The following is a 14,769-nucleotide window of genomic DNA, read 5'->3' as shown; positions in this document are numbered from 1 at the left end:
GTACGGAAGGGATAACCGCTGAAAGCATCTAAGCGGGAAGCCTGTTTTAAGATGAGGTTTCGTTAAGGTCCCCTAAAGACGATAGGGTAGATAGGCCAGACCTGGAAGCACTGCAAAGTGTGAAGGCTACTGGTACTAATTGACCACAACAAACACCAACACACAATGTGTGTACAGGCAAAAACAACAAAGAGAAGAAAAATAGTCACCGTCGTGACCGCGTCCACTATGCAGTATCTGACACAACACCCACCCTACGGGTGGGCACCCAAAAAGAAGGGGTTTGTGCTTTACATGTTTGTCGGTGGTCAATAGCTGCAGGGAAACGCCCGGTCCCATTCCGAACCCGGAAGCTAAGCCTGCACACGCTGATGGTACTGCAACCGGGAGGTTGTGGGAGAGTAAGTCACCGCCGACACCAAACAACAACAAACAACAAAATACAAAAAACAAGGAGAAGGAGACGGTCAACCACCGCCTCCTTCTCTTTTTACGTTTTTCCGTAACAGGCGCCACACGACGGAACTCGTGGCGAGCTGCATGTCGCCGCCCTTGGTAGTCGCTAAAACTTAAAGGAATTAGGCGCCCCAGGAGGACACTTTAGGACTCGCAACTGGTTGTGTCCCCGCTCCCGGCAGGCTCTTTCTGGGATCTACACACAAGGAATGGTCCGGCGACTTTCCCTTATCCACTGGTAAATAACGCCCGCTTTGGTTCTATCTTTCGCCACGTGACAGTTTCAAGGTCTACACAATATGAAGGCTATGTGTGGTCGATTAGGCGGTGCGTGTAGAGAGGAAGGGCGGACTCGAACTCCCGGTACTTCCCGCTGAGGGGGTCAGTAAATTCGATGTGGGTTGCTGTGAGATGCATTGGGATACGCATATCCTCCGCGTCTTCAGGATAGATTTCTGGATAGACGGGATCACCTAGGATGGGTATTCCAGCTTGCCACATGTGTAGACGCAATTGATGGGTCTTGCCCGTGGTGGGTTTAAGTGTGTATTTTCCTAATTGCGGCAGGGCACCGTGGATCCTTTCATATGGGGCGTTATCTATTAGTTCTACTGCGGCCAGAGTAGTAAAAGCGTTGGGGGCGCCATCACCTATTCGTCCTTGGATTTCGCCTGGGGTTTTGGTGAGGTGGGAGGCCCACTGGAGGGGCGTCGGAAAGCGGCGGTATTCGGCGATTGCCTGATAGGTCTTTTGTACCTTCTTTTCCGCAAAGAGGGTTTGGTAGGCGCCGCGAACCTCGCGATGTTTGGTGAATAGCAAAATTCCGGAGGTAAGTCTGTCTAGGCGGTGCGCCGGGGCGAGTTCGTTGTTTCCCGTCATTCGCCGTAGCTGGACTGTAGCGGTCTGTACGATGTGGCGTGCGCGTGGCATGGTTGCCATAAACGGTGGCTTATCTGCGACGAGGATATGTTCATCCTCGAAGAGGATGGGGACGTCGTAAGGCACCGGTGTTTCGGGCGCCGGCATGCGATAGAAAAAGACGTCCTCGTCGTTGCTTAATATGGAGTCGGGTCGAAGCTTGGTTTGATTGCGTAGTACTACCTCGCCGGAGTCGAAACGCGCCTGGAGTGCCGAGGCGTCGTCGTCGGGGTGTCGGTGGCGTTGTGCCGAAATGACTGCTCTAAGAAATTCCCAGGCCGTTATGCCTGCCTCGGAGGTGCGCACGCGCGTTGGATTCAGGCCGTCTTTAATCGGCAAAGGCGTGAAACCTTTTCGGCGATGTATTAGTGTTTTATCCATGGATTTTAACTCTCTCATTGAACCGGTTGTTGCCTTTTTCTCTGAAGGTATTGGCGCCGTAATTCGCAACGTCTTGGAGTTCGTGTACACCGTTATGTTCCCGTCGAATTCCGAGGCTGCAACCGTCAACCCTCGAGCCTAATCCGTACTACAATTAAGGTATAACCATCGAAAGGACACATCATGGCTAAGGAAGACATTGTAGTCGTTGCCGTTGACGGTTCGGATGCATCGAAGAATGCAGTACGTTGGGCCGCAAATACGGCTATGAAGCGCGAGATTCCACTGCGAATCGCATCCAGCTACACCATGCCACAGTTCCTGTACGCAGAGGGCATGGTTCCGCCAAAGGAGCTTTTCGACGACTTGCAGGCCGAAACGCTCGAGAAGATCGAGGAAGCTCGCGCCATCGCTCATGAGGTAGCCCCAGAGCTGAAGATTGGTCACACTGTGGCCGAGGGCTCCCCGATCGACATGCTGCTAGAAATGTCGCACGATGTCACCATGATCGTCATGGGCTCCCGCGGCATGGGTGGCCTGTCCGGCATGGTGATGGGTTCTGTCTCCGCTTCGGTTGTGTCCCACGCCTCTTGCCCGGTGGTCGTCGTTCGAGAGGATAATCATGTTACGGATTCCACCAAGTACGGCCCTGTCGTCGTTGGTGTGGATGGTTCCGAGGTATCGCAGAAAGCTACTTCTTACGCATTCCGAGAGGCACAGGCCCGCGGTGCTGCTTTGATTGCCGTGCATACTTGGATGGATATGCAGGTGCAGGCTTCCTTGGCGGGTCTGTCGGCCGCCCAGTCCGAGTGGGCTGATATTGAAAAGGAGCAGAGCGAGCTTCTGACCGAGAATCTGAAGGAGCCGCGTGAAGAATACCCAGAGGTTGAGGTAAAGAAGCTCATTACCCGTGACCGTCCAGTGAGCGCTTTGACCGAGGCTGCAGAAGGCGCGCAGCTATTGGTTGTTGGTTCGCACGGTCGTGGCGGCTTTAAAGGCATGCTCTTGGGCTCGACCTCTCGCGCACTGTTGCAGTCCGCACCGTGCCCGATGATGGTTGTCCGCCCAGATGAGGAAGACTAAAAGCTGCTGTTCATAGAGCGCTTCGCCCACAAGGGCGGAGCGCTCTTGTTGTGTGGAGCCGCCTTAGGTAGTGTGCCCTCGTGTACGCTAAGGTATACCCGCTATTTTAGGAGGATTGCATGAATTTGGGCCTGGGGCTTATTAGCTCGATTGTTATTGGTATCATTGCCGGCTGGCTGGCAGAGAAGATTATGAAGCGCGATCACGGCCTGCTGACCAACCTTATTGTTGGTGTGCTGGGTGGCGTCATCGGTGGCATGATTATCCACTTCCTGAACATTGAGGAAGGTGGATGGATCTTCTCCTTGATTGCCGCTACGGGTGGTGCTTGTATCCTGTTGTGGATCGTGGGGCTCATCAAGAAGTAGCCCGAATTTAATTCGCGTACAAACCGGTTTGTCTATAAAGTATAGATGAACCGGCTTTGTCGTTTTAGAGAGGAACCCATGGCAGAGAAGAAGTCGCGCCGTAATCGGCCCAGTCCGCGCAGCCGGCTGCTGGAATCGGCGACCAAGCTTTTTACCACCGAGGGCATTCGCGTTATCGGAATTGACCGCATCCTACGCGAGGCAGATGTGGCTAAAGCTTCTTTGTACTCCTTATTTGGTTCCAAAGATGCGCTCGTTATCGCTTATGTAGAAGCTTTGGATGAGAAGTTCCGCCAAGATTGGGAACAGCGTACCGCGGAGATGACGGACCCGGATCAAAAGATCCTGGCCTTTTTTGATAAGGCGATCGAGGAAGAACCCACGCAGGAATTCCGCGGCTCGCACTTCTTGAATGCGGCCGGAGAGTATCCGCGCCCCGAAACCGAGGCGGAACACGGTATCGTGGCTGCCTGCGTTGAACACCGTAATTGGGTGCATTCCACTCTGACGGCCTTGCTAACTGAGCGCAATGGTTACCCATCGTCCTCGCAGGCGAGCCAGCTGTTGATTCTCTTGGATGGCGGCCGTGCGGGTGCTCGGCTCACCAAGGAGATCGGGCCGCTGCAGACGGCCCGCGACCTGGCTACTCAGATGCTTTCTGCTCCCCCTGCTGATTATTCGATTTAAGGTACTTTCGCGCCTCCATACGTAGCTGGTTGACCCGCTTCTTCTCCTCCTTTGAGAGGGCGGGTTCTTTTTCGCGCTTGCGCCAGCGGCGAATGCTTTCGCGGCGCATAGCGTGGACATCCTCAGTAAGCGGGTAGTCGCGGTGCAAAATGATCTCAAAGATAGCGGTTTGGATCAGCGTGAAGAGATAGGCGCAGCCCCAGTAAAGAATGATTGCTACTGGGATAGGTCCGGTTTGGGCTAGGTGCCACAGGAAGAAAGGGATTACCAACAGCAAAAAGCCCATGAGTATGAAGACGCGGCGGTTGACCTCCTGATCAAATTGAGTGGTGCGGAAACTGCGCACGAGGGAAATGACGGAATTAGCCATGGTAAAGGCGATGGCGGCAATGAGGATGGGGTTGATGAGGTCGCCGTGCTCGCGGGCGAAATCCGTCAGCGGAGCGCCGTAGAAGGTGGTTTCGCGGAAGGCCGAAACATCGGAGGCATTCAACATGCCCACGGTGGTGGAGCCGCTCTCAATATTGGACATGCGCAGGAGCACTTGATAAAGGCCGATGAAGGCCGGAATCATGATGAGCGGGGGAAAACAACCAGCTGCGGGGTTGTAGTTATAACTCTTCATGAGGTTCTTTTCCTCTTGCATGAGCTCCGCCATCTCCTCGGTGGTGGTGGCGTTATTCATCTGCTTTTTGATGCGGTTATTCTCCGGGCGGATGAGTGCGCCGATACGGGCGGAGCGTACGGAAATCCAGTTCAGGGGAACAACGATGCCGCGCACGGTGATAACCAGCAAGATGATGGAAATCAGCCAGGCCGTAGATTCACCGACGAAGCTGCTGATGAGCCAGTGCCAGAACTTCATGATTCCGGAAACTGGGTACATGAAGACTTCGTACATGCTTAACCTTTCATGGGCAGTATGGTTTAAGGCATGACTAAAGTTCTTGGGGAACTCATGCTAACCATTGGCGTGGTTCTTTTACTCTTTGCATTCTATGAAGCCTATTGGACAAATGTAGAATCCGGTCAGCTGCAGGAGGAGGCGAGCGCCCACCTCGAAGAGCAATGGCGAAATCCCCGGCAGAAGCTAGAGCCGGAGTTGGGTGAGGCGTTCGCGCAGCTTTATATTCCCACGTTCGGTTCTGACTACCGCTTCGCCATTATTGAGGGCACTAATGAAGATGACCTGCTGCGCGGCCCGGGCCGCTACGTGGATTCCCAGATGCCGGGAGAGATGGGCAATTTTGCGGTTGCGGGCCACCGCGTGGGCAAGGGAGCTCCCTTTAATGACTTGGGCAAGCTAGAGACCTGCGATGACATCGTAGTGGAGACGCACAAGGAGCGAATTACCTATCGCGTATTGCCCATCGATGGCGAGCAGGTGGACTGTTTCAATGGAATTCCGCGGGAGTATTCCCATGTGGCTGGTCGGCATATTACGACGCCTGGCGACGTCTCGGTGACCAACCCCGTGCCAGAGTCGGACGCCAAACCGAGCCGCGAGATATTGACCTTGACCACGTGCCACCCGCAGTTTTCCAACGCGGAGCGCATGATTGTGCACGCTATGGAAGTAGAAAAAGAGGAGAAATAATGTATCGCGCTTTGTGGAATCTCTTGCCGGGGCCGACGCCGGTGAAGGTCGTCTTGGCCATTGCTATTGCGGTGGGAGTCTTCTTCCTACTTATGGAGGTTGTATTCCCGTGGCTGTCGCCGATGATGCCGTATAACGACGTCGCGGTTTAAAGGCCCAAGTTGGTGATCGCTTCGTGGGCGATTTGCTCTGACTTAACGGTTTGTTGCTGGTTGCTCCACACCAGCACCGCGTGCGTGTCCTTCTGTACGGCGTACACGGCGTGCTCATTGACCACGCCCCGGCCGCCTTCCCAGCCGTCGAAGGAGGCCGGTTCGGTGGCGTCGATAGGCGCGGCCCAATCCACTGCGGCGCGGGCGTCGTCGACCGTGGGCATATCGCGCACGATGACGGTGGCCTGTGGCTCGTCCTGGTAGGACCAAAAGACGCAGGCCGGGGTGGGAAAGCGCGTGTCGATGCCCTGCTTGGTCAGGCGCTGGCCGTTGGTTTCTTCGAGCCAGCCGGGGCCGATGTAAGGGCAATCGCTCCAGTCATTGACTTCCGCGGTTTGGGCGACGTTAACCTCCGGTGCCTCCGAAGCCTCCGGAGTGACCGTAGTAGTTGGTGCAGGGGTGGGTGCGGATGAATCGCAGCCGGCGATCCCAAAAGTGGCTAGGGCGAGTAGGGGAAGTAGGCTTTTGCGCATGAGCTCCACAATAGACCGGGATACCGATGCGTTGCGCACCGGCATCCATATCCTGACCGCTGGCCTGCTGGTGGTGGGCATTTTTACCTCCGCGCGGATGCCGCTTTCGCAAGCGATCATCAACCTGCTGCTTTTGGTGGGCTTTGCGGCCGTGTACTTCGCAGGCTCGGTATACGGGGAATATTGGGCCCAGCCTGTGCGTTACCTGTGGTTGTGCATACTCTCGGTGCTGTGGGTTGCGGATCTGTTCGTGGCCCCAGCGGCAATCTATCTGGTCTTCGCCATGTTCTTTTTGTACCTTACGGTGCTGGACATGGCGGCGGGCATCGCGTGCGTCATCGTTGCCTCGATCATCACCGTGGTGGTGCAGATTCCGCAGGGCCTGACCTTCGGCGGTGTCATGGGGCCGGCGGTCTCGGCGCTGGTGACGATAGCGATCACCTACGCCTTCCGGACGCTATCGCGGATGAATAAAGAGTTGATTGAAACCCGTTCGCAGCTGGCAGCCACGGAGCGCGATGCCGGCATGGTGGCCGAACGTCAGCGCATTGCGCACGAGATTCATGACACCCTTGCCCAGGGGCTGTCTTCCATTCAAATGCTCCTGCATTCGGCGGACCGTGATCTGGATAAGCAGGACGCGGGCAAAGCGCGAGAGCGCATCGAGCTGGCTCGCAGGACGGCCGCGGATAATTTGCACGAAGCGCGGGCAATGATTGCCGCTTTGCAGCCGCCGACGCTCAATGAGGCATCCCTTGAGGCCGCGTTGACCCGTATGGCGGAGAATTTCGGTGCTACCGAAGATATCCACGTCGAGGTGGAATCCGAAGGAGAGGTACAGCAGCTGCCCATGAAGGTAGAGGCGGCGCTGCTGCGGATTGCGCAGGGCGCTGTGGGCAACGTCGTCAAGCATGCAGAGGCAAGCCGCGCTCGGATCACGGTGACCTATGAGGGCGATGAGGTGCGCCTGGATGTGGTGGATAACGGCAAGGGCTTTGATCCGACCGCGGTGGAAAGTACCCCGGCTGGACTGGGGCATATTGGGCTGGCCGCAATTAGGCGCCGTGCACAAGAGCTAGGTGGGGAGGTCATTATTGAATCCGCGCCGGGGGAGGGCACTGCCGTGTCAGTTAGTATGCCCTTAGGCAACCGGGTAGATTAAACTTTTGGTTGACAATGACATCGATAGGAGGAATGTCGTGATTCGGGTCCTACTGGCAGATGACCACGAAATCGTCCGCCTGGGTCTGCGCTCCGTGCTTGAGGGCGCAGAGGATATCGACGTCGTAGGGGAGGTCGCTACGGCCGAAGCTGCGGTGTCGGCAGCGCAGGCGGGCGGCATCGATGTCATATTGATGGACCTGCGCTTCGGCGCGGGCGTGGAAGGGACCCGCGTTATGGGTGGCGCGGAGGCAACCGCGCAGATTCGCTCCGCGATGGCCACCCCGCCCAAGGTTCTCGTGGTTACCAACTATGACACTGATGCGGATATCCTCGGCGCTATCGAAGCCGGTGCCGTGGGCTATTTGCTCAAGGATGCACCACCGCACGAGCTGCTGTCCGCAGTGCGCTCGACTGCGGAGGGTGATTCGGCGCTATCTCCCATCGTGGCCGATAGGCTGATGACTCGCGTGCGTACGCCACGCACCTCCCTCACGCCGCGTGAGCTCGAGGTCTTGCAGCTGGTAGCAGCGGGGGCGTCGAACCGGCAGATTGGCCAAGACCTCATGCTGTCTGAGGCCACGGTAAAGTCCCACCTTGTGCACATTTATGACAAATTGGGTGTGCGCTCGCGCACCTCTGCGGTGGCAGCCGCCCGCGAGCAGGGCGTGCTTTAATTAGCGGCGTTATACGCCTCGATGACGTCCTGCGGGATTTTTCCGCGGTGCGCCACTGGTAGCCCTTGGGCGCGGGCCCATTCGCGGATCTGGCTGGGATTGGCGCGCTGTGCATTGATGTCCGGGGCAATGCGGGCGGCGTCCACGTAGGGGGCCAGAAGATTATGGAAGTGACGCGCGTTATCCACGGAGAGATCGATGAGGTAATTTTGACCGTTTACGCTGAAGCGAACGACTTCTAGCTGATCTTCGGGGATTAGGGTGTGGTCCAAGTCGTCGTAAAATTGGGTCACTTCACGGCGGGACATATTTCCTCCAATTTTAAAAATTGCACACCAAGCACAGAGAACATAAACGGTGTTAAAGGGGTAGGGCGGTTAGAAGAGTATCAGCAACTTTTTCTGGCCGAAAATACTTTTCCCGAAAAACCCGGATCTTTATAGAAAATAAATAAACGCCACCACCGAATAGGGGGCGGTGGCGGCGTGTAGCTCTTTTACTGGGCCAGGTGCTGCTGGATTTCCGCAGTAATGGAGTTAATTTCCGAGCTAATGGTCTTGTGAGCGCGGCGGCGCTGCTGCTCGGTCATGAACTCGGCATTATCGATGGCGGAGTCTACTTCTTGCAGGCGGTCACGCACATCGCGCTTGAAGCCGGCTGGAACGTCCGTGTTATCGAGGGAGTTGCGGATGCCGGCGGTGCGGGCCTTGAGCGGCGCACCGTAGCCGGAGAAGGAAGCCATCTGCTCCGAGCTCACGCCCGCCTTAGCGGCCTTGCGCTTTTCGCCTTCGGTCTTCAGGCCCACGTAGCCGCGGTAGAGGAGCGGTAGCAGCAGGGGTGCGGCGGTGCGCAGTGCACCGGCATAGCGCTTGACGTTATCGGAGTTAAAGCGGCCGGCCTTGAGCTTGGCTAGCTCGTTCTTGGCCATCTTCTCCTCGTGCTTGCGGCGCTTCTTGAGGCCCTTTTCCTCCGACTTAATGAGGCGTTTTTCCTGCTTGGCCAGGAGCTTTTGCTGGCGGCGGCGGTCCTTAGACTGGGCCTTTACCTCTGCCTTGGCGCGGGTCTTGGCGGCCTTTGCCTGTGCGCGTGCTTCTTGGCGGGCCTTTTTAACTTTCTTCAGAATGCTCATTAAATTTCCCTCACGTTTGATCGAGTCTGGATTCAACTTTACCTTGCCGTTCTATTAAGCTCACCCGGTGTGGAGGATGTGGTTGTTGCTTCGGACCTTGTGGGGTGCCGCTACCGCTTAGTACAGCGGCGCGCGCACCCCGAGATGCCGCGCACCCATGCCTCGATTGCCCGGGCGGAGCGCCACGCGGCTGCAGTGGAGGCCGTCATGGAGATGTTTCCCCGCAAGGGCTCTGGCAGGTTTCGCCGCATCGATCTGGAAGGCGAGGAGTGGGAGCGCTCCATGCGCACCCTTGAGGCCTTAGCTTCCGGGTATACGCACATCACCAACGCGGTCTTCGCCACCGAGGAGTGGATGGTGCGCGTAGATTTGCTTCTGCGCGAAGGCGATAAGTACACCCCGATTATCGTGTCCAACCACCGTGTGGCCCGCAAGAATGACACCAAGACGACGCCGGCGGTGCCTACCCATCGCTTGGGCCTGAGCGAGCCGCTCGAGGTGCCGTATAAGCTGCGCCATCATGCGGTAGATGGTTACCGCTTAGCGTTTGCCGCCCGTGCTTTGCGGGATCTCGGGCTCGATTCCGGCCGGGGCGGGGCCATCGGCCAGGACCGCACCCGGGCATTTTTTACGGAAACAGCCAAGTTTGATCTGGAACGCGCTTGGAATCAGCCGCTTCCTACCGCCCCGGTGCGAGTCAAGGAGTGTGCGAGCTGCCGCTTTTGGTCTTTGTGCGAGCAAGAGTTGGTGGCGGCGGATGATATTTCGCTCTTCCTATCCGGCGACCGCGCTAAGCCTTATCGCGAGCGCGGGATTACTACCGTGCAGGCGCTTATCGACGCCGACCTGGGCGAGCCCTCCCGCCTTGCTGCTGCCTGGCGCGCCGGGGAAGTGTTGCTGCGCCGCGGCGGCGTGCAGGTCCCGCGCGCAGACGTGGAGGTAGACGTGGATATGGAAGCCTACCTGGACCAGGGCGCGTATCTATGGGGAGCCTGGCACGACGGTAACTACGTCCCGTTTGTTACGTGGGAGCCGTTGGGCGGCCGCGCCGAGGCAGAGAACTTTGCGGCATTCTGGCGCTGGTTGATGGATGTGCGTGCGCAAGCCCATGCGGAGGGCAAAACCTTTGCTGCATATTGCTACTCGTCCCACGGTGAGAACCATTGGATGCGCATGTCCGCGCAGCGCTTCCGCGAGGTAGATGAGCGGGAAGTAGAAGAGTTTATCTCCTCACCGGAGTGGGTGGATATGTTCGCCCACGTCAAACGATCCTTCGCCGGCCCCTTCGGCCTAGGCCTGAAGGTAGTCGCCCCGGAAGCGGGTTTTGCCTGGCCAGAAGAAGACTTCGACGGCGAAGAATCGGTGAATGCGCGCCGCGAGGCGCTAGCCGGTGACTTCGTGGCGCGGCAGCGCTTGCTGGACTATAACTCCGGCGACGTCCAGGCCACCCGCGCGGTCCGCGAGTGGATGGATGCCGGCGCGCCGGGTACTACAGCGCTGTAAATAGGGCGTAGATGACCGCGAGGATCGCTATGCCCGCGTAAACTTGGTTCCACTCTGGCCCCGGCTTCGGATCCGGGCCCTCCGCCTTTTTCATCAGGACCTGCTTTTGGGCCTTCACCGCTCGGGCGATGAGCACGGGGTAGACCGCTAGGGGCAGGATGCACAGGAGGGAGGCGACCACCTTAAGCAGGGAAATATCGGTGCCGATCCAGATGAGCAGGCCACCATTGACGAAGGTGGCGCGCAGGAGGCCGAGTTTGTCGAGTTGTTGCAAGCCCGCCCGGACGGCAGCGGGACCGCCACCCATGGTGCTGGGCAAGAGGTAGCTCATCACGCCGATGAGCAGTTGACCGGCAAACCCCACCAGCAAGGCGAGGGTGGGCAGCGCCGGCTCGGGCATAAAGAAATGCTGCACCGTGTAGTACACCAAAGACAGCACCAGCCATAACGAGGCCATGAGCACGGAGAGCGAGGAAAAGGTGATGCGATCGCGCGGGTCCTTAGCCACCGTCAGCACATTAGTGAGCCACTGCTGCAAGCTCAGCGCCCAACCGCAGCAGTAGGCGATAAGTCCCAACTCGGGGAAGCCGAGGAAAGCGCCCACGATGGTGACAACCACACCGACTGCGAGCAGCACAAAGGAGGATTGCATGTGGCGATTAATACCTTGGGTGCGCCAGATGGAGGGGAAAAGGATGGTGAGAGAACCGGCCGCGGCCAAGCCGATGAATCCGCCGATATTGGCGGCGATATGGGCGAGTAGCAGCGTGGGATGGCCGGGATAGACGGCCAGCAGGCCGCCAAAGATGGCACCCACCGGCAGGCACAGGGCGGAAAATACATAAGCGCCCACCACGGGGCGGAAGCGCTTCTCTTTGGCACCGCGCCATTGCTGGAAAAGCGATGCCGCATGCCAGAGCATCATCAACGCAATGAGTGTGGCGCCCACCTGAGTAACAATCCAGTGCTGGGACCAGAACTCCATGAGGATTTGACCGATTAACGCGAGGATGATTCCGGCATTGAGGCCATAGATGCGGGCCAATTGGGCAGGTCGAGTGGATTCGGGGAGGCGCTGTTGGGTGAATTTCTCCGTTAGGTGCTGGGACCACACGATGATGCTATTGCTCACCAGTCCGAGGGTGAATAGGTGGATGAGTACCCACCGGTAGTTCGGGACCAAGGTATGCGTTGCCCCCACGAGGATGAAAACCATCATCCATAGGGATACGGGACGGGAGGCCTTGCGGTGCCATGTCCGCGCCGACCACTTATTCTCAGGCATAAAACCGATTTTAGTCGGATTTAATCTTGGTCCAAGTCAGCGCAGTAAGGGCGAGGGCTACGGCGGTGAAGAAGACAATGAAGAGGGGCCACGATAGGGCGTCGAAAAGCAGGCCGGCACATGCGCCCACCACAGAAGAGCCAAAGTAATAGCAGAACACATACATCGAAGAAGCCTCCGCGCGGTCGTGGGTGGCAATTTGGCCCACCCACCCGGAGGCGGTGGAGTGTACGGCGAAAAAGCCCACGGTAAAGGCGATCATGCCGAGAAGCGTCATCGGTAGGTTGCCGGCGCACAGCGCGATGCCAAGGGCAAAAAGCACGGCAGAGGCGAATAGGGTTTTCCCATGGCCTATGCGTGCGACAAGGGAACCTGCCCGTGCTGAGGACCATGTGCCGGTGAGGTAGAACAAAAAGGCCAAGCCGGCTAGCGAAGGGGCCAGACCAAAATCATCGATGAGCCGGAAGGTTAAGAAGTTATACATGGAGACAAACGTGCCCATGGACAGGAATGCGGTGAGAAAGAGCAAGGCCAAATCCCGGTTGGCCCAATGGCCCAAAAGCGCCCGGCTTTCGGCCTTGAGATGGATGGATTTAGGCCGGAAATTGCGTTGGGTAGGAAGTAGCAGCCAAGACGTAATGGCAAAGGCGAGTGAGACCAGCGCCGAGCCGAAGAGCGCCCAGCGCCACGTGGAAATCTCCACCAGTCCGGTGGGAATGAGGCGGCCGGTAAGGCCACCGACGGAGGTGCCTGCAATGTATAGGCCCATAGCCCGCGGCAGGGCTTTGTCATCGAGTTCTTCAGAAAGCCATGCCATTGCCGTGGCGGGGGCGCCGGAGAGCAGCGCACCCTGCAGGCCGCGTACCATGATGAGCTGCCACCCCTCCTGGGCGAGGGGAACAATGAGCCCCACGCCGGTCGCGGCAACGGCCGAAATGAGCAGGATACGTCCGCGGCCGAAACGCTCGGAGAGAATCGATGCGGGCACCACGCATAGGGCCAGCGCGCCCGTGGCGGCCGATACGGTCATGGCCGCTTCAGTGGAAGAAAGGCCCATGTTGTGTACCAGCGTGGGAAGAATGGCTTGGGTGGAATACAGGCTGGAGAATATAGCCAAGCCCACCAGGAGCATGGCTACCGTTGCGCGCCGCGTTCGAGTCATATCATTTAGCCTGCCCGGACATGCAGCATGTGTAAAATGTGGAAAAATACACTAAACGATGCGGAGCATGCATGAATGTGGAGGATGTCCGCGGCTTCCTCGCCGTGGTGGATCAAGGTCGCGTGGGTGCTGCGGCCGATGAACTGGGAATCTCCCAATCCGCGCTGATCCGCCGCGTACAGCGCGTAGAAGCTAGTCTTGGCGCCCGCCTTTTCGAGCGCACTGGGCGCACCCTGCACGTGAATTCGCGCGGGAGGGCCTTCGCTGCGGCTGGGCGGGAAATGCTCCGCGCCTACCAGGTAGGGCGGGACGATGTTGCCCGCCTCATGGATCCAGAACGCGGCACCGTGCGCCTAGATTTCATGCACTCGCTGGGCACCTGGCTAGTTCCGGACCTGCTCAAGAGCTATCGCGCGCAGCACCCGCACGTAGATATTCGCCTGCATCAAGGCGCGGCGCAGGAGCTGGTGAGCAGGGTGGAAAACGGCGAATCCGACCTTGCCCTCGTGGGCCCACGGCCTGATGCAGCCCTGGGCTGGCACCAGATTAAGGTGCAGCGACTAGGCCTTGCTGTGCCGGAAGACCACTGGGCGGCGAACCGGCGGGAGGTGAAACTAGCGGAATTCGCTGCAGACCCGTTCATCGGCATGCTCCCAGGCTATGGCACGCGCATGCTTCTCGATGCCCTTGCAGACGACGCTGGCTTTAGCCCCCATCTCGTCTTCGAATCGATGGAACTTACTACCGTTGCGGGGCTGGTAGCGGCAGGACTCGGAGTGGCGCTTTTGCCGCTGGATGATCCTTATTTACAGGTGGGGAGCCTGATCCCCCTTACGCCGCCAGCGTACCGCGAGCTCGGTTTAGTGTGGCGCGCCGGCGACGATGCGCCCCCAGTGCAGCAATTCCGGGAATTTATCCGGGCATAGAAAAAGCCGCCCCGAAGGGGCGGCCGAAGTAACTAAAAGGAGTTACTTGGTGGCTGCAGCGAAACGCTCAGCAACGTCATCCCAGTTGAAGACGTTCCATACGGCCTTAACGTAGTCCGCCTTAACGTTCTTGTACTGCAGGTAGAAAGCGTGCTCCCACATATCCAGCATCAGCAGCGGGGTGAAGTTGATGGAGGTATTACCCTGCTGGTCAGTCAGCTGCTCGATGATGAGGCGGCCAGCAATGTGGTCGTAGCCTAGAACCGCCCAGCCGGAGCCCTGCAGGGAGGTAGCAGCAGCGGAGAAGTGAGCCTTGAACTTCTCAAAGGAGCCGAAGTCGCGGTTGATGGCCTCTGCCAGCTCGCCGGTTGGCTCGCCGCCACCGTTCGGGGACAGGTTCTTCCAGAAGATGGAGTGGTTGGTGTGGCCACCCAGGTTAAACGCCAAGTTCTTGGAGAGGGCGCGGATGCGATCCGGGTTAGCCTCACCGTTGCGCTCTTCCTCGAGTGCCTCGAGTGCAGCGTTAGCGCCAGCAACGTAGGTTGCGTGGTGCTTATCGTGGTGGAGCTCCATGATCTCTGCGGAGATGTGTGGCTCCAGTGCGTCGAATGCGTATGGGAGGTCAGGAAGTTCGTAAACAGCCATTTGTTAAATCCTTTCTTCGGGTACGTGTCCCGATGATAGGCACGGTGGAAAGATTTCGCCATGATTAATTCGAATTGTGGAACTAGCGCGAATATTAACTGGCCGC

The 14,769-nt window shown here is 58.1% G+C and carries 18 protein-coding genes and 2 rRNA genes; 12 read left to right on the top strand and 8 right to left on the bottom strand.

The features are described 5' to 3' along the window. Both RAE04_RS09450 and rrf read left to right on the top strand, forming a co-directional pair. Nucleotides 1–159: ribosomal RNA gene (locus tag RAE04_RS09450) — 23S ribosomal RNA — on the top strand; the annotation flags it as partial. Nucleotides 160–300: 141 nt separating this feature from the next. Further along, nucleotides 301–418 (top strand): 5S ribosomal RNA (gene rrf, locus RAE04_RS09445). Nucleotides 419–762: 344 nt separating this feature from the next. Here the strand turns inward: rrf and RAE04_RS09440 are convergent. Then, nucleotides 763–1,773 carry a pseudouridine synthase gene (locus RAE04_RS09440; protein ID WP_408933169.1) on the bottom strand — a complete coding sequence of 337 codons (1,011 nt, stop codon included), beginning with the start codon at nucleotides 1,771–1,773 and terminating at the stop codon, nucleotides 763–765. Between RAE04_RS09440 and RAE04_RS09435 the strand changes: the two genes are divergently transcribed. The 4 genes from RAE04_RS09435 (at nucleotide 1,754) to RAE04_RS09420 (ending at nucleotide 3,893) form a co-directional block, all read left to right on the top strand. Next, a complete protein-coding gene (locus RAE04_RS09435; RefSeq protein ID WP_317027202.1) occupies nucleotides 1,754–1,897 on the top strand; it encodes a hypothetical protein in 144 nt (47 codons plus the stop codon). The genes RAE04_RS09440 and RAE04_RS09435 overlap by 20 nt on opposite strands. A 41-nt stretch (nucleotides 1,898–1,938) precedes the next feature. After that, complete coding sequence (locus RAE04_RS09430; protein ID WP_049377497.1) at nucleotides 1,939–2,838, top strand: universal stress protein; 900 nt, start codon at nucleotides 1,939–1,941, stop codon at nucleotides 2,836–2,838. Nucleotides 2,839–2,957: 119 nt separating this feature from the next. Then, nucleotides 2,958–3,206, top strand: a complete 249-nt coding sequence (locus RAE04_RS09425; protein ID WP_049377498.1) for a GlsB/YeaQ/YmgE family stress response membrane protein — start codon at nucleotides 2,958–2,960, stop codon at nucleotides 3,204–3,206. A 78-nt stretch (nucleotides 3,207–3,284) separates the two neighbouring features. Next, nucleotides 3,285–3,893, top strand: coding sequence for a TetR/AcrR family transcriptional regulator (locus tag RAE04_RS09420; protein WP_049377499.1), 609 nt, complete (start codon nucleotides 3,285–3,287; stop codon nucleotides 3,891–3,893). Here the strand turns inward: RAE04_RS09420 and yidC are convergent. Further along, complete coding sequence (gene yidC / locus RAE04_RS09415) at nucleotides 3,850–4,794, bottom strand: membrane protein insertase YidC (RefSeq protein ID WP_317027201.1); 945 nt, start codon at nucleotides 4,792–4,794, stop codon at nucleotides 3,850–3,852. The genes RAE04_RS09420 and yidC overlap by 44 nt on opposite strands. Nucleotides 4,795–4,827: 33 nt before the next feature. Here yidC and RAE04_RS09410 point away from each other — a divergent pair, with 33 nt between their 5' ends. Both RAE04_RS09410 and RAE04_RS09405 read left to right on the top strand, forming a co-directional pair. Further along, nucleotides 4,828–5,490, top strand: coding sequence for a class E sortase (locus tag RAE04_RS09410; protein ID WP_317027200.1), 663 nt, complete (start codon nucleotides 4,828–4,830; stop codon nucleotides 5,488–5,490). Next, on the top strand, nucleotides 5,490–5,642 hold the full coding sequence (locus RAE04_RS09405) for a hypothetical protein (protein ID WP_269954033.1): 153 nt from the start codon (nucleotides 5,490–5,492) through the stop codon (nucleotides 5,640–5,642). The genes RAE04_RS09410 and RAE04_RS09405 overlap by 1 nt, the downstream gene beginning before the upstream one ends. Here RAE04_RS09405 and RAE04_RS09400 read toward each other — a convergent pair. Further along, nucleotides 5,639–6,175 carry a DUF2020 domain-containing protein gene (locus tag RAE04_RS09400; protein WP_317027199.1) on the bottom strand — a complete coding sequence of 179 codons (537 nt, stop codon included), beginning with the start codon at nucleotides 6,173–6,175 and terminating at the stop codon, nucleotides 5,639–5,641. The genes RAE04_RS09405 and RAE04_RS09400 overlap by 4 nt on opposite strands. Here RAE04_RS09400 and RAE04_RS09395 point away from each other — a divergent pair. Together RAE04_RS09395 and RAE04_RS09390 are read left to right on the top strand one after the other, a co-directional pair. After that, nucleotides 6,174–7,337 carry a sensor histidine kinase gene (locus tag RAE04_RS09395; protein WP_317027198.1) on the top strand — a complete coding sequence of 388 codons (1,164 nt, stop codon included), beginning with the start codon at nucleotides 6,174–6,176 and terminating at the stop codon, nucleotides 7,335–7,337. The genes RAE04_RS09400 and RAE04_RS09395 overlap by 2 nt on opposite strands. A 37-nt stretch (nucleotides 7,338–7,374) precedes the next feature. Further along, complete coding sequence (locus tag RAE04_RS09390; protein WP_040425341.1) at nucleotides 7,375–8,013, top strand: LuxR C-terminal-related transcriptional regulator; 639 nt, start codon at nucleotides 7,375–7,377, stop codon at nucleotides 8,011–8,013. On the opposite strand, the gene RAE04_RS09385 is transcribed toward RAE04_RS09390, so the two are convergent. Together RAE04_RS09385 and RAE04_RS09380 are read right to left on the bottom strand one after the other, a co-directional pair. Next, on the bottom strand, nucleotides 8,010–8,321 hold the full coding sequence (locus RAE04_RS09385) for a histone-like nucleoid-structuring protein Lsr2 (RefSeq protein ID WP_049377504.1): 312 nt from the start codon (nucleotides 8,319–8,321) through the stop codon (nucleotides 8,010–8,012). The two genes, RAE04_RS09390 and RAE04_RS09385, sit on opposite strands and share 4 nt — an antisense overlap. A 188-nt stretch (nucleotides 8,322–8,509) precedes the next feature. Continuing rightward, nucleotides 8,510–9,142: a DUF6474 family protein gene (locus RAE04_RS09380; RefSeq protein WP_317027197.1), complete on the bottom strand. Its 633-nt coding sequence runs from the start codon at nucleotides 9,140–9,142 to the stop codon at nucleotides 8,510–8,512. A 69-nt stretch (nucleotides 9,143–9,211) separates the two neighbouring features. On the opposite strand from RAE04_RS09380, the gene RAE04_RS09375 reads away from it, so the two are divergent. Continuing rightward, nucleotides 9,212–10,645, top strand: coding sequence for a TM0106 family RecB-like putative nuclease (locus RAE04_RS09375; protein WP_317027196.1), 1,434 nt, complete (start codon nucleotides 9,212–9,214; stop codon nucleotides 10,643–10,645). Here the strand turns inward: RAE04_RS09375 and RAE04_RS09370 are convergent. Both RAE04_RS09370 and RAE04_RS09365 read right to left on the bottom strand, forming a co-directional pair. Beyond that, entirely contained in the window at nucleotides 10,632–11,930 is a 1,299-nt protein-coding gene (locus RAE04_RS09370) for a copper oxidase (protein ID WP_317027195.1), read from the bottom strand. The genes RAE04_RS09375 and RAE04_RS09370 overlap by 14 nt on opposite strands. A gap of 10 nt (nucleotides 11,931–11,940) precedes the next feature. Next, nucleotides 11,941–13,092 (bottom strand): MFS transporter, encoded by a 1,152-nt coding sequence (locus RAE04_RS09365; RefSeq protein WP_239274062.1) that lies wholly within the window; start codon nucleotides 13,090–13,092, stop codon nucleotides 11,941–11,943. A gap of 71 nt (nucleotides 13,093–13,163) precedes the next feature. On the opposite strand from RAE04_RS09365, the gene RAE04_RS09360 reads away from it, so the two are divergent. Further along, complete coding sequence (locus RAE04_RS09360) at nucleotides 13,164–14,018, top strand: LysR family transcriptional regulator (RefSeq protein WP_317027194.1); 855 nt, start codon at nucleotides 13,164–13,166, stop codon at nucleotides 14,016–14,018. 42 nt (nucleotides 14,019–14,060) lie between these two features. On the opposite strand, the gene RAE04_RS09355 is transcribed toward RAE04_RS09360, so the two are convergent. Next, nucleotides 14,061–14,663, bottom strand: coding sequence for a superoxide dismutase (locus RAE04_RS09355; RefSeq protein WP_005325362.1), 603 nt, complete (start codon nucleotides 14,661–14,663; stop codon nucleotides 14,061–14,063). Nucleotides 14,664–14,769 lie beyond the last annotated feature (106 nt).

Source organism: Corynebacterium sp. CTNIH16, assembly GCF_032821655.1.
Lineage (GTDB): Bacteria > Actinomycetota > Actinomycetes > Mycobacteriales > Mycobacteriaceae > Corynebacterium > Corynebacterium marquesiae.
This window is presented reverse-complemented; position numbering and strand designations above follow the sequence as displayed.